The 19,592-nt window shown below is 69.8% G+C and carries 14 protein-coding genes and 2 pseudogenes; 4 read left to right on the top strand and 12 right to left on the bottom strand.

What is annotated here, in order from left to right; translation table 11 throughout:
- Positions 1–69: 69 nt before the first annotated feature.
- Positions 70–674, top strand: a pseudogene (locus HK417_RS23180) (IS3 family transposase); the annotation flags it as partial.
- Between the two features lie 61 nt (positions 675–735).
- On the opposite strand, the pseudogene HK417_RS23175 reads toward HK417_RS23180, so the two are convergent.
- Both HK417_RS23175 and HK417_RS23170 read right to left on the bottom strand, forming a co-directional pair.
- Positions 736–915, bottom strand: a pseudogene (locus HK417_RS23175) (transposase); the annotation flags it as partial.
- Between the two features lie 335 nt (positions 916–1,250).
- On the bottom strand, positions 1,251–1,529 hold the full coding sequence (locus tag HK417_RS23170) for a hypothetical protein (protein ID WP_222272602.1): 279 nt from the start codon (positions 1,527–1,529) through the stop codon (positions 1,251–1,253).
- Between HK417_RS23170 and HK417_RS23165 the strand changes: the two genes are divergently transcribed.
- Positions 1,506–2,828, top strand: coding sequence for an IS1634 family transposase (locus HK417_RS23165; RefSeq protein WP_222272599.1), 1,323 nt, complete (start codon positions 1,506–1,508; stop codon positions 2,826–2,828). The two genes, HK417_RS23170 and HK417_RS23165, sit on opposite strands and share 24 nt — an antisense overlap.
- A gap of 542 nt (positions 2,829–3,370) precedes the next feature.
- Here the strand turns inward: HK417_RS23165 and HK417_RS23160 are convergent.
- The 8 genes from HK417_RS23160 to HK417_RS23125 all read right to left on the bottom strand — a co-directional run bounded on the left by HK417_RS23160 (position 3,371) and on the right by HK417_RS23125 (position 15,278).
- Positions 3,371–4,816: a DUF2252 domain-containing protein gene (locus HK417_RS23160; RefSeq protein WP_261327641.1), complete on the bottom strand. Its 1,446-nt coding sequence runs from the start codon at positions 4,814–4,816 to the stop codon at positions 3,371–3,373.
- A 348-nt stretch (positions 4,817–5,164) separates the two neighbouring features.
- Complete coding sequence (gene tkt / locus HK417_RS23155; protein ID WP_222272597.1) at positions 5,165–7,252, bottom strand: transketolase; 2,088 nt, start codon at positions 7,250–7,252, stop codon at positions 5,165–5,167.
- Complete coding sequence (gene tal, locus HK417_RS23150; RefSeq protein ID WP_222272594.1) at positions 7,249–8,376, bottom strand: transaldolase; 1,128 nt, start codon at positions 8,374–8,376, stop codon at positions 7,249–7,251. The genes tkt and tal overlap by 4 nt, the downstream gene beginning before the upstream one ends.
- 14 nt (positions 8,377–8,390) lie before the next feature.
- The gene (locus HK417_RS23145) at positions 8,391–9,434 is read right to left on the bottom strand and encodes a 2-hydroxyacid dehydrogenase (protein ID WP_222272592.1); all 1,044 of its coding nucleotides are present in this window, start codon (positions 9,432–9,434) and stop codon (positions 8,391–8,393) included.
- A 53-nt stretch (positions 9,435–9,487) separates the two neighbouring features.
- Entirely contained in the window at positions 9,488–10,147 is a 660-nt protein-coding gene (locus HK417_RS23140; RefSeq protein WP_222272590.1) for a histidine phosphatase family protein, read from the bottom strand.
- Positions 10,144–11,634: an FGGY-family carbohydrate kinase gene (locus HK417_RS23135; protein WP_222272588.1), complete on the bottom strand. Its 1,491-nt coding sequence runs from the start codon at positions 11,632–11,634 to the stop codon at positions 10,144–10,146. Before HK417_RS23135 ends, HK417_RS23140 begins: the two co-directional genes overlap by 4 nt.
- Positions 11,631–13,247, bottom strand: coding sequence for an FGGY-family carbohydrate kinase (locus HK417_RS23130; protein WP_222272586.1), 1,617 nt, complete (start codon positions 13,245–13,247; stop codon positions 11,631–11,633). The genes HK417_RS23135 and HK417_RS23130 overlap by 4 nt, the downstream gene beginning before the upstream one ends.
- Positions 13,248–13,274: 27 nt before the next feature.
- Positions 13,275–15,278 (bottom strand): RbtT/DalT/CsbX family MFS transporter, encoded by a 2,004-nt coding sequence (locus HK417_RS23125; protein ID WP_222272583.1) that lies wholly within the window; start codon positions 15,276–15,278, stop codon positions 13,275–13,277.
- Between the two features lie 426 nt (positions 15,279–15,704).
- Here HK417_RS23125 and HK417_RS23120 point away from each other — a divergent pair, with 426 nt between their 5' ends.
- Positions 15,705–16,529, top strand: a complete 825-nt coding sequence (locus tag HK417_RS23120; protein WP_222272581.1) for a DeoR/GlpR family DNA-binding transcription regulator — start codon at positions 15,705–15,707, stop codon at positions 16,527–16,529.
- 1,827 nt (positions 16,530–18,356) lie between these two features.
- Positions 18,357–18,593: a transposase gene (locus tag HK417_RS23115; protein ID WP_439957941.1), complete on the top strand. Its 237-nt coding sequence runs from the start codon at positions 18,357–18,359 to the stop codon at positions 18,591–18,593.
- Between the two features lie 104 nt (positions 18,594–18,697).
- Here HK417_RS23115 and HK417_RS23110 read toward each other — a convergent pair whose 3' ends face one another.
- Both HK417_RS23110 and HK417_RS23105 read right to left on the bottom strand, forming a co-directional pair.
- The gene (locus tag HK417_RS23110) at positions 18,698–19,120 is read right to left on the bottom strand and encodes a hypothetical protein (RefSeq protein ID WP_222272580.1); all 423 of its coding nucleotides are present in this window, start codon (positions 19,118–19,120) and stop codon (positions 18,698–18,700) included.
- A 257-nt stretch (positions 19,121–19,377) separates the two neighbouring features.
- On the bottom strand, positions 19,378–19,592 hold a 215-nt coding region (locus tag HK417_RS23105), incomplete at its 5' end, for a hypothetical protein (protein ID WP_222272579.1).

The following is a 19,592-nucleotide window of genomic DNA, read 5'->3' as shown; positions in this document are numbered from 1 at the left end:
CTGATGCCCATCGCCGCAGCTCAACCCCCGGATCCGGCGACCACGTCGACCTACCAACTGCGGAACCCGGGCATCAGCGAGGGCGGTTTGCACAACTGGGTCCGTCAAGACCGCATCGATCGAGGTGAGATCGCCGGCGTCACGACGAGTGAGAGCGCCGAGCTGCAGCGTGCTCGCAAGCGGATCCGCGAGCTGGAGCTGCAGGTGGACATCTTGACCAAGGCGTCGGAGTTCCTGGCCGAGGAGCGGCCGCACCCAAAAGGGTTCACCCGGTGATCGACAAGCTTGTCGACGCTGGGCTACCGGTCAAGGTCTGCTGCCGCGTGCTGGGCGTCAGCAGCCCCGGTTACTTCAACTACCGGAAGCGCCCCATCTCTCCGACCCAGATGCGCCGACAGTGGCTGACCGGGCTGATCCGAGAAGTCCACCTGACCTCGCGGGGCACCTACGGGTCCCGCCGGGTGCACGCCGAACTGACGATCGGAATGGACGTGCAAGTCAGCGAGCGGCTCGTCGCGGTCCTGATGAGCGGCGCCGGGATCTACGGGCTGCCAGGGCCCGCGCGGATCAAACGCGTGCGCGGCCTGGTCACCGCTGATGACCTGGTCAACCGCAAGTTCGCGCGGCAGCGCCCGAACGAGCTGTGGGTCATCGACATCACCGAGCACTCCACCCCTTGGTTTCCAGCGGTCGTCGCAACGGGCTGAGACGCGTCCATTAGAGCAGCGAGTCGTTGGCGGGGGTGTCCCAGTCCAGGGATCGCCGCGGTCGGGTGTTGAGCTCGTCAGCGACGGACTGGAGGGCGTCACGGTCGTGCACGCGCAGGTCGGTTCCTTTGACGAAGTACTGACGCAGCAGGCCGTTGGTGTTCTCGTTCGAGCCGCGCTGCCAGGGTGAACCGGCGTCGCAGAAGAACCCGGGTTCCGCAGTTGATGGGCAGTCGAGGTGGGTAGCCCCGGCGAGAGTGCTGGTCGAGGCGTCGTGGCGGTCGAGAGGGCGACGAATGTGTAGGCACACGTTTCGGGCGCTCAGGGCTTGCCTGTGCTGGGTATCGGCGGCCAGGGTGTAGGTGTGTACCTGCGGACGTCGTCGCGGCGGAACAGGGACGGCTCGACGGTGCGGTACCTGTCGATCGCGCACAACGAGCGCAGCCCGGGTGGGCCGTCGGTGGCCAAGGTGCTGCTGCCGCTGGGCCGGGAGGACCGCCTGGACGTCGCGGGTCTGCGCCGGCTGGTCGGCTCGATCAACCGCTACCTCGGCGAGGATCCGGGTACCGACGCCGGCGCCCAGGTCGGCGCGGAGCCCGGCGGCGGGCTGACGATCACCGGCTCCCGGCCGGTGGGCGGGGCGTGGCTGCTGGACGGGCTCTGGCAGCAGCTGGGCATCGGTACCGCGCTGCGCGAGGTCGTGGGTGAGCGGCGGTTCAGCACCGACATGGAGCGGGTGGTCTTCGCGCTGGTGGTGAACCGGGCGCTGGCCCCGGCCAGCAAGCTGGCCGCCGCGGAGTGGGCCAGCCGCGACGTGGCCATCCCGGGACTGGCCGGGATGGAGGAGGATCAGGCCTACCGGGCGATGGACCTGCTGGTCGAGGCCGACACCGACGCCCGGGTGCAGGAGGCGGTGTTCTTCGCCGTCGCGAACCTGCTCAACCTCGAGGTCGATCTGCTGTTCTTCGACACCACCAGCACCTACTTCGAGGCGACACCGAGGACCCGAGCGTTCCCGACGCCGAGGGCGACGGCGAGCAGGCGGGGACGGGGTTCCGCCGCTACGGGCACTCCAAGGACTCCCGCGGTGACCTGCCGCAGATCGTCATCGGGCTGGCCGTCACCCGCGAGGGCATCCCGGTCCGGGTCTGGTGCTGGCCGGGCAACACCAACGACCAGGCCGTGCTGCCGCAGGTCAAGGACGACCTGCGGGCCTGGCGGCTGGGCCGGGTGGTCACCGTGGTCGACCGCGGGTTCAGCTCCGCGGCGAACCTGGACTACCTGCGCCGGGCCGGCGGGCACTTCATCGCCGGCGAGCGGATGCGCGCCGGCACCCCACACGTGGAGGAAGTCCTCGCCCGCCAGGGCCGCTACCGGCAGGTCCGGGACAACCTGCGGGTCAAGGAAGTGCGCCTGGACTCCGCCCCGGACCTGCGCTGGGTGCTCTGCCACAACCCCGACGAGGCCGACCGACAGGCCGCGCAGCGCGAGGCCGCCCTGGCCCGGATCCGCGACGAGCTGGCCCGCATCGCCACGGCCCGCTCCCGGCTGGCCACCACCAAGCCCACCACCGCGGCCGCCGCCCGCCGCCGCGACGCCGAGCTGACCGCCCATACCCGCGCCGAGTGCGCGCTGCGCGACCACCCGGCGCTGGGCCGCTGGCTGCGCCAGACCTTCTCCGGGCGGCTGGTGCTCGACACCGCCAAGATCCGCGCCGAGGCCCGGCTGGACGGCAAGTACCTGCTGGTCACCTCCGACCCCGACCTGCCGGCCGAGGACGTCGCGCTGGGCTACAAGAACCTGCTCGAGGCCGAACGGGGCTTCCGCGACCTGAAGTCGACCCTGGAGCTGCGGCCGGTCTACCACCGCCTCGAGCCCCGCATCCGCGCCCACGTCCTGCTGTGCTGGCTGGCACTGCTGCTCATCCGGGTCGCCGAGCGGCGCACCGGCCAGACCTGGCCGAACCTGGCCCGCGAGCTCGGCCGGCTGCACGCCGTCACCCTCACCGGCCCGACCGGCACGGTCACCCAGACCACCGAGCTCAGCACCGCCCAACAGGGCATTCTTCGGGCCTGCGGGCTCACCCCACCGCCCCGAATCACCGCCCTACACCCCGCCTGACCTGCACCAACGCGGTTGGCAGCACTACCGGAACGTGTAGTCACACGCCCCGGACACCGGCCGACGCCCATCGCCGCAGCTCAACGGCCAGATTCGGCGACCACGTCGACCTACGAACTGCGGAACCCGGGTACAACGCGTGTGCGTCTTCGTGAGCAGTAGCGGCATCGTTTGCGTCGGCGACCGAGGGGTGGGCCAGGGCGGCGTCGACGAGTGCGCCAGCGATGCCACGCCGGCGGTGTCCCTGGAGGGCGAACACGACGTCCAACCAGACGTGGGTGACGGTGTCGGTCACGACCTGGCAAAGCACACCCTGGTCGGTGTCCCGGCGGCCAGGTGCAGGGAAAGCGGAAGGACATGGAACCAACGTGGCGAAGGGCTCTCGGCAGTTCCCGCTGCGCCAGTAGGACTCGCGCGACGGGAATGCATGCACGACGTCGACCCGGTCGGGGTGACCGGTGATCTCGTACGGGCCGAATCACGCAAGCATGGATCCGCTGGTCAGCAGGTCGCGGCCGGCGGCATTTGACGTTGGGGCCGCCTCACACGCCCGGCTCACAGGGGACGGCGCCGCGCGCCACTGCGTCGACGAGGCGCTGGTGGTCGTGCTCGGTTTGGTCGGCGTACACGCGGGCGAAGGCGCAAAGGGCGCGGTCGACCTTGTCAGACCTGCCCAGGTAGCCGGCGATCATCGAGGCGCCGCTGGTGCGCGCGTGGCCCTTGGCCAGCAGTTGGCCGCAGATCCCCGCGTAGTCGGCGAGAGCCCGGGGGTCGATCGCGTCCAGCGCGACGGTGCCCTTCATGTTGCGGAACTGGCGCACGTAGTACTGCCGTCCTCCCACAGTCGTCCAACCGAGCAGGGGGTCGCTCACGGTCTGCAATGCCTGCTGGTACTCCACCACCCGCTCGCCCTGGTGGGCGTGCCATGCGGAGTCGCCGTGAACGAACGGGGCGACGACGGAACGCCGAGCCTGCTTGAGCTGGAGGAACAGCACGTCCTCCGGGTCGGATCCCTCGCACAGCACGACGTACGCCCGCAGCCCCACGCTGCCCACGCCGACCACCTTGTGGGCGATGTCGACGATCGTGTAGCCGCCGAGGATCCGGCGCCAGTGCGGAGCGAGGGTCGCCAGGTAGCCGTCCAGGGCCTCGGCCAGCTCGTCCGCTTCGGCGGCGCCCACCCTGGTGATCAGCGGTGGCTCCTCGACGATGCGCCGGCGTCCCTCGTGCTGCTCGGTGAAGCGGGGGAGCGCCCGGTCGCTCGTCCGGGAACGTGCCTTCTTCGCGGCTCGGTGCAACTCCTGGCGCAGTGCCTGGTCGGAAGCTGCCGTCTGGAGCCGGTCGAGATCCAGACGCTGGAACGAGCGCGCGAGCAGCGGTTGGTCCGACAACTCCCAGAGCTGACTGCGGTAGGAGGCCACGCAGGAGATCGCGGCGTCGGCGCAGGAGTCCTCGCTCATGGCGTTCTGCCGTCCGGCGACCCAGACGCTCGCGACCAGGCGGCGCAGGTCCCACTCCCAGCTACCGGGGTGAGCCTCGTCGAAGTCGTTGAGATCGAGCACGAGCTCCCGCTCGGGGGAGCCGTAGAAGCCGATGTTGCCCACGTGCGCGTCACCGCAGATGATCGGGGTGATGCCGGTGGCCGGCAGCCGGGCGAAGTCCTCGGCCATCACCACGGCGGCGCCGCGCAGGAAACCGTACGGCGAGGCGACCATCCGCCCGATCCGTACCGGCACGAGCCAGCTGATCCGGCCTTCATGCGATTCCTCGAGCAGGTCCAGGACGTCCCGCCGGTCGGCCGAGGGGCTCCACTGCGACGAGGGGCTCCACTGCGACAGGGACGATCGCGGCACCTGCTGCCGCAAGCCGCGGCCGAGAGCGTACCGCTCCGCGCGGGGAGTGCTCCGAGTGCGCAAGGAGCCGTAGCCCTGGCGGTCGGCGGCGGCCAGCACAGTGGGGGCGGGGGCGTGCGGGCGGACGTCTGTCATGAGACCTCCCGGCGGGCTCCCGTGAGGAGCGGGCGAGCCACCCCATCCTGGCACGGTCGGCGGTGGCTGGGTGTTGCCCCAAGGATTTCGTCGGCGGGGATCGGGTGCCCACCGTCGAGAGGTGCGAGGGACCCGAGTCACGCACCGAATCAATCGCGTGACTGCGGTTGAGCAGCCGGAATATGCGACTTCGCTGGCACCAGTGCAGCCGAGATGCCGACGACCGTCCACCCAGTGATGCACACGGGTCATCAGCGTCCGGCCAGGTCGTCTTGCCAGATGGACAGGCCGTGCGGATGCGGGAGCCATTGCCCGTGCGCCTCGATGCGCAGCCGTTGTTCCATCGGTTCATCGCTGTCCCAGGCACTCCCTGGCCGCGCGCGTCACGGCCTCCGGCGTGAAGCCGAACTTGGTCAAGAGTTCCTTCAGCGGAGCGGAGGTGCCGAAAGTGTCCATGCCGACGACGGCACCGCGCGTGCCGACATAGCGGTGCCAGCCCAGCGTCGAGGCCTGTTCGACGGCGACTCTGGCCTCGACATCCGGTGGCAGCACGCTGTCGCGGTACTCCTGCGGCTGCTGGTCGAACAGCTCCCAGCAGGGCATGCTCACAACTCGGGCACGTACGCCCTCGGCGGTGAGCTGGTCGTAGGCACTGAGCGCCAGGTGCACCTCGCTCCCGGTCGCAAGGATGATGACCTCCGGTGGACCGCTCCTGGCGTCGGCGAGCACGTAGCCGCCGCGGGCGAGTCCGCTCGCCGGTGCGTGGATCGAGCGGTCGAGGGTCGGCAGCGCCTGGCGGGTCAGGACCAGTGCGGCGGGCTCGTGGCGCAGGCCCATGATGAGCCGCCATGCCTCCACGACCTCGTTCGCGTCGCACGGTCGGAGCACCAGGAGTCCTGGGATGGCCCGCAGGGACGCCACCTGCTCGACGGGCTGGTGGGTCGGCCCGTCCTCGCCGACGCCGATGGAGTCGTGGGTGAAGACGTGGACGACGGGGATCTCCATGAGCGAGGAGAGCCGGATCGCGCCCCGTGCGAAGTCGGAGAAGATCAGGAACGTCGACCAGAACGGGCGCACCTTCGACAGCGCCAGGCCGTTTGCGACGGCTGCGGCAGCGAACTCCCGCACGCCCAGGTGCAGGTTGCGCCCGCTGGGCTCGTCCGGGCCGAAGTCTCCGGCACCGTCGAAGACCAGGCGGGTCTTCGTCGACGGTGCTAGATCGGCCGAACCGCCCACGAGCCAGGGCACGTGCGGCGCGATCGCGTTGAGGACCTTGCCTGACGAGTCCCGGCTGGCCAGTCCCTTCTCGTCGGGTGCGAACTCCGGCAGTTCGGCGTCCCATCCGTCTGGCAGACGCCGGTGCTGCATCTGGTACAGCTGCTCGGCCAGTTCCGGGTACTCGCCGCGGTAGCGCTCGAACCTCGCCATCCACTCCTCCCGGGCGCGGTGGCCGCGGGCGCCGAGCCCGGCGGCGAGGTGCTCGTAGACCGCGTCGGGGACGTGGAACCGGGCGTCCTCGGGCCAGCCGTAGAACCGCTTGGTCGCGCGGACGTCGTCGTCGCCCAGCGGTTCCCCGTGGGCCGCCGCAGTGCCCTGCTTGCTGGACCCGTAGCCGATGTGGCTGTCCACGATGATCAGCGTGGGCCGGCGCGGCTCGGCTCGGAACGTGTCGAATGCACGTGCCAGCATGGTCAGGTCGTTGGCGTCCCCGACGCGGGTGACGTTCCAGCCGTATCCGATGAACCGGGTGGCGACGTCCTCGGTGAAGGCCAGCGCGGTGTCGCCCTCGATGCTGATGTGGTTGTTGTCGTAGATCCAGCACAGGTTGGACAGCCGCAGGTGCCCGGCGAGCGAGGCCGCCTCCGCGGCGACGCCCTCCATCAGGTCACCGTCACCGCAGAGGGCGTAGACGTCGTAGTCGAACAGGTCGTATCCGGGCCGGTTGAAGTAGGAGGCCTGCCAGCGGGCGGCGATGGCCATGCCGACTGCGGTCGCGGCTCCGGTGCCGAGTGGACCGGTGGTCGCTTCCACACCGGAGGTCCAGCGGTACTCCGGGTGCCCCGGGCACCTCGAGTTCAACTGCCGGAACCGCCGTAGGTCCTCCAACGGGACCGCCGGTTCGCCGAGGGTCTCGTAGGCGGGGTTGACCGCGGTGACCCGGCTCAGGTGCAGCAGCGCATACAGCAGGGTCGATGCGTGTCCGGCGGAGAGGACGAAGCGGTCCCGGTCGGGCCAGATCGGGTCGGCGGGGTCGAACCGCAGGAACTGCTGCCACAACGTGTAGGCGACCGGTGCCATCGCCATCGGCGTGCCCGGATGACCCGAGTTGGCGGCCTGCACGGCGTCCATGCACAGCGTGCGGATGGTCGTCACGGCAAGGTCGTCGAGGTCCTCCGCGTGGGTCGGCGCGGGGATCCCGTGGTCGGTCATGGTCATGGCCTGGTCTCCTGCTGGGGACGGTGGGCGTGCATGGCGGTGGTGACGGAGCCGAGCAGGTCGTCCCAGGATCCCTGGAACTTCCGGACGGCATCGGCTTCGAGGGCGGCCACGACGTCGTCGTAGCTGACCCCGACCGCGTCGAGGCCGTCGAGAATCTCCCGCGCCTGGGAGTAGCTGCCCCGGATGGTGTCGCCCCGGATCCGCCCGTGATCGGCCACCGCGTCGAGGGTGGCCTCCGGCATCGTGTTCACCACGTGCTCCGCGACGAGCTCCACCACGTAGCGGGTGTCGTCATAGGCGGGGTCCTTGACGCCGGTGGAGGCCCACAGCGGCCGCTGTGTCCTGGCGCCGGCGGCCTCGAGCTGCTGCCAGCGCGGTGAGCTGAAGGTCTCCTCGTACTGCTGGTAGGCCAGCCGGGCGTTGGCGATCGCGGCCTGACCGCGCAGCGCGGCCGCCTCGGGTGTTCCGAGCTTGTCCAGCCGGGTGTCGATCTCGGTGTCCACGCGACTGACGAAGAAGGACGCCACCGACTCGATCCGGGACAGGTCTCGTCCGGCGGCCAGGGCCTGCTCGAGGCCGTCGAGGTAGGCCTGCATCACCGCGGCGTAGCGCTCGAGGGAGAAGATCAGCGTGACGTTGACGCTGATCCCCTCGGCCAGGCAGCGGGTGATCGCGGTCAGCCCCTCCACGGTGGCCGGGATCTTGATGAACAGATTGGGCCGGTCGACCATCCACCACAGGAGCCGGGCCTCGGCGACGGTGCGGTCGGTGTCGTGGGCCAGGTGCGGGTCGACCTCGATGGAGACGCGGCCGTCGCGCCAGTCGCTGTGCTCGTAGACCGGTGCCAGCAGGTCGCACACGGCGCGGACGTCGTGGGTGGTGAGCAGCCGCACGGCCTCGGCGACGGGCAGGTCGAGGCCGGCCAGGTCGTGGAGTTGCTCGGCATAGACCTCGCTGCCGGCGATGGCCTTGTGGAAGATCGTCGGGTTGGTGGTGACACCGACGACGTGCTTGTCGCGGACCAGGGTCTTCAGCGAGCCGGACACCAGCCGGCCGCGGCTCATGTCATCGAGCCAGATCGCGACTCCCTCGTCGGAGAGCTGACGCAGTGGTGGGGTCATGGTGGTTCCTCCGGTCAGGCGGTGCTGGTGCTCAGCGTGGTCGGATTGGCGCAGTGGGCAAGGGGTTCTCCGCGCAGGTAGCGGCCGACGTCCCCGGCGACGATCCGGGCGGCCTTGGCGGCCGTCTCCTTGCTGGCTCCGGCCAGGTGCGGGGTCATGACGATGTTGGGAGTGCTCAGCAGCCGGGAGCCGGCGGGGATGGGTTCCTCGGGGAAGACGTCGAAGGCGGCTCCGAAGAGGTGGCCGGAGTCCAGCGCGTCACAGACCGCGTCGTAGTCCAGGAGCGCACCGCGCGCGCAGTTCACGATGACCGACCCGGCCGGCATGGCGGCGAGCTGCGCTGCACCGATCATGCCGGTGGTCTCCGGCGTCACCCGCGCGTGCAGCGTGACGATCCGTGACCGGGACAGCAGCTCATCGAGCCCGACCTGCTCGGCCGATGTCCCCAGCACCTCGGGGGTGACGTAGGGGTCGAACACGACGACCTCGGCGCCGAAACCGTGGAGCATGCGGGCGACCCGGCTGCCGATCGCCCCGTACCCGATGAGTCCGACGGTGCTGCCCTCCAGTTCGGGCCCCACGTTGTCGTACATGTAGTAGTCACCCCGCCAGACGCCGGAGGCGAGGTCGGCATGGGTCTGCGGGATGCGCCGGGTGGCGGCGAGGATCATGGCGAGGGTGTGTTCGGCGGTGGCCGTGGCGTTGCGGCCGGGGGCTGAGGTGACGGCCACCCCGTGCCGGGTGGCAGCCTCGATGTTGGCGTTGACCGGTCCGCCACGGCTGATGCAGAACAGCCGGAGCTCAGGGCAGGCATCGAGGATCTTCTGGGTCAGCGGCGCCATCTCCGTCACGCAGACCTCCACGCCGCGCAACGCGTCGATCATGGCCTCCTCGCTGCCGGAGGCCTCGCTGACCTCGGCGATCCGACCGAACGGCTCGACCGGCCACGGCAGGGTCAGCTCGGTGATGTCGAGGCCGTCCGGGATCTCGTGACGCAGGGCGTCGATGAGCAGGCGGTTGAGGACGAAGTGGTCGCCGGCGGCGAGCACACGGGTCATGGGGAGCTCCTTGTCGTTGTCGGAGAGCAGGAGACGGTGCGGTCGTGTCGTTCTCAGGTCGCGCGGTTGGGGATCCCGACGGGCGGCCCGGCAACCCGGAAACCCTCCGGCTCGATGGGGGTGTTGAACTCCAGGACCGAGGTCTGCCCGTCCTCGAGGCGCAGCTCGGTGAGCCCGCAGTTGCGCACGAACGGGAACAGTCGTCGGTACTCGGACAGGGGCACTCCGATCAGCCGGCAGAGCGCGAGTCGGATGGCGGTGGTATGGGCGACGACGAGGACGCGACCGTCGGGATGCTGGTCGGCGATGTCGTAGAGGCACGCCGTGAAGCGGTCGGCGGCCTTGACCGGGTCCTCGCCGTCGGGCAGGTGGTTGGCCACTGGGTCGGCGCGGAACGCGTCCAGGGCGTCCGGGAAGCGGTCCTTCATCTCGGCAGAGGTGAGGCCCTCGCCGGCGCCGAAGTCGAGTTCGCGGAGGCGTTCGTCGACGAGCAGCGGAGCGCCGGTGACCTCCGCGCACGCCGCCGCGGTCAGCTGGGCGCGGCTCAGTGTCGACGCCCAGACGGCCGACAGACGGGCGGTCCGGGCCCACGCTGCGAGCTGGGCGGCCTGCTCCAGACCGCGGGTGGTGAGCGCGATGTCGCTGATCCCGGCGTAGCGGTTCTCCGCGTGCCACACAGTCTCGCCGTGGCGGACGAGGACGAGATACGTCATCGGGCTGTCCTTTCTCTGGCATGGTCGGCGGCTTCCGGCTGCAGCCAGCCGCGTTCCTCGAGGTCGTCGACCAGGCGGACGTACGGGTCGTCGAACCGGCCGGCCGATCCGGCCCGGGGTTCGACCACGTCGCGGATCCGGACCATCTCGGCTGCGACGTCGGCGGCCTCGCGCCCGGGAGAGGCGGCAAGGACGGCCATCCCGAGGGCGGGCTCCGCGTTGTCGGGCAGGGTGACCGGACGACCGAGGACGTCCGCGCGGAGCTGACACCAGTAGGCGCTCTTCGTCGCGCCACCGGTGAGGACGAGGTCGCCGTCCAGGGGGGCGCCCAGGAGGTCGAGGTAGTCGAAGCAGAGCCGCTCGATGTAGGCGACTCCTTGCAGCACCGCCGCGAAGCGGTCCGCGTCGTCGGCGGGGGTCCCGACGACGAACCCCCGCGCCTGTGGCGCGACGAACGGGAAGCGCTCCCCGGTGGAGACGAGGGGATAGGCCAGTGCACTGGCCGGCTCGTGCCGGCTCGCCCGACGGTTCAGGTCATCCAGGTCTGCGCCGGGGAAGTCGCGGGAGATCGCCCCAGCACCGGTGCTCGAGGCGCCACCGGGGAGCCAGTCCCCGTTCGGCGCCTTGTGGGAGTAGACGACCCCCAGCGGGTCGCGGATCAGTTCACGGGTGACGCCTTTCAGGACCAGCGTCGTGCCGAGGACGGAGTTCCAGCTCCCGACGCTGAGCGCGCCGGCGCCGAGTTGGGCGGCGCAGCCGTCGGTGACCCCGGAGATGACCGGTGTTCCGGCCGGGATGCCGCTGGCCTCGGCCGCCGTGGGGCAGACCGTCCCGATCGGTGTCCCCGGGCGGACCAGCGCCGGGAGGACGGAGGCCGGCACACCCAGCGCGTCGAGCACCTGGTCGGGCCAGGACTCGTGGATCAGGTCGGCCCCCGTCTTGAGCGCGTTGCTGAGGTCGGTCGGCACATCACGGCCGACGAGGCGGCGGTTGATGAAGTCGTTCTGGTGCGCCAGGCGCGCGGTGGGGACCAGGTCGGGGTGTTCCCGGAGCAGCCACAGCAGCTTCGGCAGGGCCCACGCCGGCTGCATGCGCTGGTAGCCGAGGTCGCGCCAGACCGCGTCCCCGGCCTGGTTCACCCGCTCGACCTCACCGGCTGCCCGGGTGTCGTCGTACATGAGCCCCGCAGTCAGCGGCGTCCCCTGCTGGTCGACGAGCAGGACCGTCCCGGACGTGGCGTCCACCGCCACCCCGCGGACCTTGCCTGGCGCGACCCCCCGCAGCGCCTCCCGAGCGGCCGCGGTCGTGGCCTCCCACCACTGCGCCGGGTCTTGCTCGTGCCGCGGCCCCGCGCGTCGGCTCTCGAGCTTGTGGGTCCCGGTGCCGACGACAGCGCCGGCGCCGGTGACGGCCAGGGCTCGGACGCTCTGCGTGCCGAGGTCCAGGCCCACCCAGACGTCGTCGTGTGCAACTGCTGGACGGCTCATGACTTCGTCCTCCCGGGTCGGCGCACGCTGGTGGGGGTGTTCCCGCGTTCGGTGAGCTCGGCGGAGCCGCTCTCGAGGGTTCGCGCCGAGACGACCGGGATGGGGCCCGTCGCGGTGATGTCGACGGCGCGGTTGCGCATCGCCGCCAGCCTCGGCCAGGCTCCGGCGGTCGTCGCCCGAACGGCGAGGAAGTCCGCGAACAGTTCGGCGTAGAGACCGGCGCGGGTCGGATCCGGGTAGAACGTGTCGCGGGTCCGGACGTAGCGCGGGACGGCATCCTCCACCCGGACGGCGCCGCCGGTCGCGACCTGACCGAGCAGGAACGCCCCCTTCGCCCCCACCTCCGTGTCGGCCGAACGCAGGACCGGGATGCCGGTCACGTCGGCGATGAGTTGGAGCCAGAACGGGCTGGCGGCGCCGCCGCCACACACCCGCAGCTCGGTCGGTCTGGCGCGGGATGCGGCCAGGCAGTCCAGGATGACCAGGGTCAGTCCCTCGAACACGGCGCGGGCCACGTGCTCGCGTCGGTGTTCGAACGACAGCCCCAGGAACGCCCCCCGGGCGAGCGGATCCAGGAAGGGGGCACGCTCGCCCGCCGGCGAGAAGTAGGGAAGGAAGGTGAGTCCTCCGGCTCCCGGGCGTGCTCGCGAGGCGAGCTCACCGAGCACCGCAGGATCGTCGAATCCCAGCAACTGGCAGGCCCACTGGATGACCTCGCCGCCGGCCAGCGTCGGGAACGCCCGGAGGTACCTCCCCGGGAGGCCCAGGGCCACGGTCAGCCCGGAGGCCTCCTCGCCGAGATCGACCTCATCGGTGACGACTTCGGTGCACAGCGTCGTGCCCAGGATGCTGCACGACTGCCCACTGTTCACCGCGCCGACGCCGATCGCGGTGGAGGCGATGTCGTAGGAGGACAGCACCACCGGTGTGGCGGCGGGAAGCCCCAACTGCACCGCGGCCGGTGCGGTGAGCCCCCCGGTGCGGCGGTCGTCGCTGCGGATCTCCGGCAGCAGCCGCTGTGCCCACTCCATGTCGTAGAGCCGGAGCAGCTCGGGGGAGTAGCGGCGGGAGCGGATGTCCATGAACGGCGCCGCCGCGTCGGACTCGTCGATGGCCAGGTGTCCGGTCATCTGGGCGAAGATCCAACCACCGCAGGTCAACGAGACCGCGGAACGTTCCAGCCGATGGGGTTCGTACTCCCGCAGCCAGGTGAGGATCGCGTTGGGCAGGCCGGACGAGGTCAGGGACCCGTTGATGCGGAATGCCCGGTCCAGGACCCCGGCTCGGGTCCACCGCTCGACGACCTCCGCGGCCCGACCGTCGTTCCAGAGGATCGCCGGTCCGGTCGGGGCGCCCCGGTGATCGACGAGCCAGCAGCCGTCGCCCTGGGCGGTGATGGCGACGTAGTCCACGTCGGCCTGCAGCTGATGGACCACTCCACGGACGCTGTACACGACGGCGTCCCACACCGAGACCATGTCCTGCTGAGCCCAGCCGGGCTGGGGGCGGGACACGGTCGTCGCCTGACGGACGACGACGACCTCGGTGCCCTCGTCGTCGTACCCGACGGCCTTGATCATCGTGGTGCCCGCGTCGACGCAGACGACAGCCATGAGACGTCTCCCTCCTCGATCCGATGGTCAGCGGCCGGCCGTGGCCAGGACCCGGCTGGCGCCGACCAGCCGGGCCAGGACGGCGGGCAGTCCGGTGAGGGTCGTGATGACGGCGTCCGGCTCGTCGAGCTGGTCCGCGGTCGGCGCCGGCGGCGCCTCGCCCCGCAACATCCACACGGTGCGCATGCCGATCGCGCGGGCAGGTCGGATGTCGGTGTCGAGGCGGTTGCCGACGTACACCGCCCGGGACGCCGGCACACCGGCCTGGTGCAGGGCGTGGCGGAAGATGCCGGGATCCGGCTTCTCCACCCCGACCTGCGAGGCGAGGGCCACGATGGAGAACAGGTCGGCGATGCCGTCCCGTGCCATCGCCGCCAGGACGTTCTCCCGGCTGTTGGCCACCAGGCCGAGCCGGTAGTGGGAGGCGAGGGCGGACAGAGTCGGCCGGACGTCGGCGTAGAGCGCGTCGGGTGGGTACTCCCAGTACCGCTCGGCCGCCTCGCTGAGCCGGGCCCGGTCCCCGCCGGCGAATCGGTCAGCCAGTGCCGTGCGCAGCGATCCGGCCCCGCGTGCCCGCTGGGCGTCGTAGGCGGCCCAGAACTGCTCGTCGGACACCGCCGGGTCGATCTCGTGCACGGCCAGCCGCAGCGCCTGCGCGTAGGCGTCGTCGTCGTAGATGGTCCCGCCGACGTCGAACAGGATCAGGTCCACGTCGTCGTCCTCGCGCGGCACCTCCACCGCGGGCGGGTGACCCAGCAGGCTCCCGCCCGCCTGCCCGGCCAGCGAGCTGATGGGGTGGCCGCCGGCGGCGCGGTCCGCGACGACAGTCGCCTCCACGTCCTCGGGCAGCTTCAGCTGCCACGCCAGCACAGCACTGACCAGGTAGAGCCCCGCGAAGATCCACATGACGCCGACGACGCCGAGCAGTCCGAGGAACAGGGTGACGACCAGGGGACCGAGGAACGCCGACATCCCGGCGCCGAAGTTCAACGCGGACATCGCCGCGCCCTTGTTCTCCGGTGCCAGCGACGGCATCAGCGCGGACAGCGGGACGAACGCGGCCAGCGTGGCGCCGTAGGCGGCGCCGACCAGCATCGCGATCGGCAGGTTCGGACCCACAGCGACCGGCACGTAGTAGAAGGCGAGGGTGGTGACCGCGCAGCCGATGCCGCCGAAGAAGGTGACGGTCTGCCGCCATCCGACCTTGTCCCCGATGATCCCGAACAGCAGGTTGAAGAAGATGTTGGTCAGGAAGACGACGCTGAGGAGTTGGAGCCACTCGCTGAGCGTGAAACCGATCTCGCGGGTGAAGAAGGTCGGCAGGAACACCAGGAAGCCGAACTGCGAGGCGGTGTTGATGGCCCGGACGACCGCGCCCATGCCGATCTTCGGCTGCCGCCACATGATCGTCAGGCTCGACGCGAGCGTGGCGAGGGGCTTCTGACCCTCCGGTGCGAGCCGCGCGTACCCGGTGCGTTCCTTGACCGCGACGAGGGCGAGCAGGCCACCCGCGATCACCAGCCCGAGGGCGATCCACAGCGTCCGGAGCTGGCCGATCTGCGGGATCGTCAGGCTCGCGAGGAAGGAACCGAGGGTGGGCAACCCGCCGGTGAAGGCGAACCAGAACCAGCCCACGGCCGACCCGAGCCGGTTCCGTGGGGTCGCAGCCGCGATCCACACGAGGAAGCCGTACGCGAACAGCGGATACCCGATCCCGCGCAGGCCGTAGGCGGCGAGCATGAGCGGGTAGCTCAAGCTCGGCAGCGCGACGGCGAGGAACAGCACCTGGAACACCACCCAGAGAGCGAGCCCGATCGCCATGACGCGCCGAGGTCCCCAGAGGTCGGACAGCGCACCGGAGGCCCAGGCAGCCACGCCGGCGGCGACCCCGTACACGGTGAAGAGCAGTCCGACCCGCCCCTGACTGACACCCTCGTCCAAGAGAAACGCGGCGAGATAGCCGGACTCGACCCCGTCACCGATCATGAAGATGAGCAGCCCGACGAAGCCCCACCGCAGGGCGCCGGGCATGCCGAGCCGGTCGGCCCACGTTCGTGAGCCCCCGTCAGTGACGGGCGGCGAACTGGAAGCAGTGACCACAGCAGGCATCGAGTCCTCCTTGTCGAAGCTCGGCCGACGTCCCGTTCGGTTCGGTGTTGGGGCGACCGAGATGTAAGCGACGCTGTGAGAAATGTGACGCCTGTAACATGGGAAGTCAACACTATGGAGTGAGAAGTTCTCGGAAAGACTTGCGATCAGCGTATGGAAGCTCACAGGCAGCGCATCGCGTCGAGGGAAGATTACGCAGCGTCAGCATGGCGGTGGGCAGGATGCCTAGATGGCCACGTGCTGTGTGTGGTGTGAGGACGCGGTGTTAGATTCTCTGCACTTCACACCACCCGATGTGGAGCTCGTTCCGCTTCCGCGCAGGGTTGCGCCCACCGACCGGGAGGTGCTGTGTCCGAGGACGAGGCCGTGGCGGCAAGCGGACTGGCGGACGGACTGGGGCTGGCCCCTCGCGACCGTCGGGAGCAGATCCGGCTGCGCGTTGTCGAGGAGGGGTTCGTACGGATCGAGGCCCTCGCGGAATCGTTCGGTGTGAGCCTCATGACCATCCACCGGGATCTCGATGAGCTCCAGACCCGGGGCTGGCTTCGCAAGGTCAGGGGCGGGGCCACGGCGCAGCCGTCGTCGGTCTACCACGGGGATGTGCGGCACCGAGCTCAGACGATGGTCAAGGCGAAGGAAGAAGTCGCCAGATGCGCGGTTGAGCTCGTCGAGCCGGGCCAATCGATCATGATCGACGAGAGCACGACGGGTCTGGCGGTCGCTCGGCTGCTGCCGGGCCGGGCTCCCCTCACCGTCATCACGAACTTCCTGGTGATCATCAACGAGCTCACCAGAGAGCCAGGGGTGGACCTCATCGCTCTCGGCGGGGCTTACTACCCGGCCTACGACGCGTTCCTCGGGCTGCGGACCGCGGACGCCATCCGCTCCCTCCGCGGGGATGTCCTCTTCATGTCCACAACGGCGGTCACCAACGGCTACTGCTACCACCAGTCCCAGGAGACTGTCGCCGTCAAGCGCGCCTTGATGGACTCCGTCGACCGCCGAGTGCTGCTCATCGACCACACGAAGTTCAGCATGAGTGGACTGCACCAGCTGGCGCCGCTGACCGCCTTCGATCTGGTGATCGTCGATTCCGAGACGTCGCCTGATGACCTCGCAGAAGTGAGGTCCCGCGGTGTACCGCTCCAGGTGGCCGGCGCTGCGCCTGCTTGAGACGTGAGGACCTTGGTCGAGGTGGGCGATGACCGCCGGGTCGGAGCCGGATTCTGACCCGCTTGGCCGGCCCCGCCCTCAGCTGACGCTGCCAACCCTTCGCGCACCCACCACCCCAGGACTTCCGCTCCCGCGGCACGCCCATGACCGGCTCAGGGCTCAGGGCTCAGGGTGTTGCATCTACCTTCTGAGCCCGGGCGCGAACGCGACGATCACCCTCAGGGTCCACCGGCACGTCCGCCCCCGGCATAGGACGCCAGGCTGCTGACCGGTTCGCCGCGCTGCTGAGGGGCTGACCAGCCGCACGAACCATCTCGGCGGTGCCAGGAGGCCGTGCCGGCCGCCGGCACGACGACGCCTGGATTTCTGACCTGCAGGAATACTGGGACGGTCCAGTGTCCGAGGAGGACTTGAACAACGATCTCACGCACGAGCTACGGCAGGTGGCTCCGGCTTGGGGGCAGCATCCGACCTGTCGCCGCGGGGAGGCCACGGGCCGCGTTTGACCACCATCTCGACCACCATTGTTCCTGCTCCGCGACAGGTCGCCGTCGTTCACGGGCGTTCCGTATACCGCTTGACCGGCGCGGATGCACAGCAGCGACCGACGGCGAATTGGCTTCGCACGTCTGGGGGACAGGAGGCCCACGCCGAGTCGGATCCAACGACGAGCAGAGCTCACCGTGGCGGTGCATCAAGCCGCCTCCGTGTGGTGCCGCGATGGTGGCCTAACCGCGTCGTTCAGGACGGTTCGCGGTAGGTCGCCAACGACCTTCCACCGTCTTGAGCTGGGCAAACGTACGCTGGTGGACCCCCTCGAACCCCTGGCAGCCGCCCTGGCAGTGTAGGGGGCGGGGGTTCGAGTCCCCTCAGCTACACCCGGAATTCCCCTGCGTTCGGTAGGGGCGCCTGCACCCTGCGCTCGGTCGCGGAGGCTCGCTAGCCGAAGCCGCGGACCGCAACCAGAACCGCAACGCGACTTGGACTCTTACGGACGGTCGCGTATGTCACCGGACGCCGCAGCCCTCGCCACCTGCGTAAATGGCACGCAGGCGAACGTCCATGGACGGGAAGAAGTTGTCTGGGGATCAAGGGGTCGCAGGTTCAAGTCCTGTCAGCCCGACACGCGAAAGCGCAGTTCAGGGGCCGTGTTCGGAGAAGTCCGGACCGGCCCCTGACTGGTTCACGGTGTCGCTTTGACCACCATTAGTCCACCCTCACCTGTCCGAGGCGGCCTCCCGGTGCAGCGTCCGGCTGAGGTAGGGGCCCGCGGCTACCGTCGTCGGGAACCGCCCACGGACTGACCGGGAACTCTGGCAGCATCTTCGACCAGGGCATACGCGACTGGCGCGCGTTGGCTGCCGGGATGACCCCCCCGTCCGCCTCAGGACCGCGGAAGCCCACGGAGCTGGATCTCGATCCCCAGCCCAAGCGCCCTTGACCCGACGTCAAACGATCCAGCCCAATTCCAGTGTCGGGCGGCGCGTGGTGCGGGCCCAAGGCAGGCGGTGTGTGCCTCTTGATCTTGCGTATCTCCAGTGCGAGGTCGTCCAGCTCTTGCGCCTCCTCGGAGAGGTCGCTGAACAGCCCGTCGAGCAGCGCACGGGTGACGAGGCTGTCGGGGGTTTGCAATGCCGGGTCTGCCACGGCCGTGCAGCGCGGCCGACTGGATCTTGGTGGAGGCGGTCATCGGCAGGTCGTCCACGACGCGCCAGTTCCCTGGCACCTGAAGGGCGGGAGCCTGTCGCGGCAGTGTCGCTGGAGGTCTCGCTGAGTCGAGGAACTCGGTCCCGGCGCCCCCGTCGACGAGGACGCCGGCGACCGCCGTTGTCGTCCGTCCGTTCCCAGGTCACCGACCCGGGCCTGGACGTCGAGATCGCCGACCACCTGGACTACGAGGCCGGTGATCCGGCCGGCAACGGATCGGGCAACTTCCGCACAGGGCACCGCAGGAGCACCTTGCACACCACCGCCGGCCCGGTGCAGCTGACCGTGCAGCGGGACGCATCGGCAGCCTTTCGGGCACGGGGCGGGAAACCGCGGCGACGTCGACCGATTGCTTGAGTTTTAGGACGCGATCAGCGACGTCTTGGCAGAGTGCTACGCCGAGCAGCACCCAGCCCTGCCGTCTTGGTCGCGCAGCGCGGCGACCGGCCGGGCGGGCGGGCTCATGTTCCTGCTTTCACCTCCACCTGGTTCTCAATTTCCGACATCAACTTGCCCCGCTCTGCATCTTCACTGACCTCGCTTACAGCTTGACGCGCTGCAGGACCCCGGGCGAAGTTGAGCGTGTAGGTGCCACCGCCAGGATTGCCGCTGAAGCTGGACACGACAGCGACATAGCCTCCGGCATCTGCGGCAGTGAAGACGAGGCGAGATAAGGGAAAGCCGCCTCCATCGTCATCAAAGAGGTCGATGGAGGCGTCAGGTCCAACCACCCTGATCGTCGTATCAACGCTGGTGTCAGATGTTTCCAGTCGAATTTGCTCCCCCGCCTGGGCGAAGAAGGAGTAGACGTCTGGCACGATCTGGTTGGTGAATACCAGGGTGGCTGTCACCGAGCCGGTAGTGTCGAAATTGATGTTCTTCATGTCGATCTCCTCCTGGCGATGCGCGAATGTGACGGTCTGGCGTACAAGCTGCCGTTGGCGACGCTAGAGCGTCGACATCACCGATGCATCACCAGGAAGTCACCGAGGCAGGGGCTGTTTCTCTTGTGTACTGGCTGTGTAGCGGATCACGGCTGACCGAGCTTGGCGGCGGCGCTGCAGCCGTGTCACCCGACCTTTGCGGTAGGTGTCTCCGAAGCCGCCTTGTGGGTCGGCGTCCTTGAGCGGCCCGCTTGGGGTCAGGTCTGTGTCCATGTGCTCGGTGTCGGGGGGCGGGTCGGTGCAGCGATCGCCGAGTCCCCCGCTTTGCGCGAGCGGCTGCTCGCCGTCATCCTCCGCCGTGCAGGGCTACTCAGACGCCGCTGCTCCTCGCCTTCGGGCAGGTAGCCGGCAGCGCTCACGGCATCGAGCACCTGCGGGACGAGCGTCCGGTTCCAGCTGGTCATGCCGTGGT

Origin of the sequence: Modestobacter marinus, assembly GCF_019799945.1 — a bacterium.
Lineage (GTDB): Bacteria > Actinomycetota > Actinomycetes > Mycobacteriales > Geodermatophilaceae > Modestobacter > Modestobacter marinus_B.
This window is presented reverse-complemented; position numbering and strand designations above follow the sequence as displayed.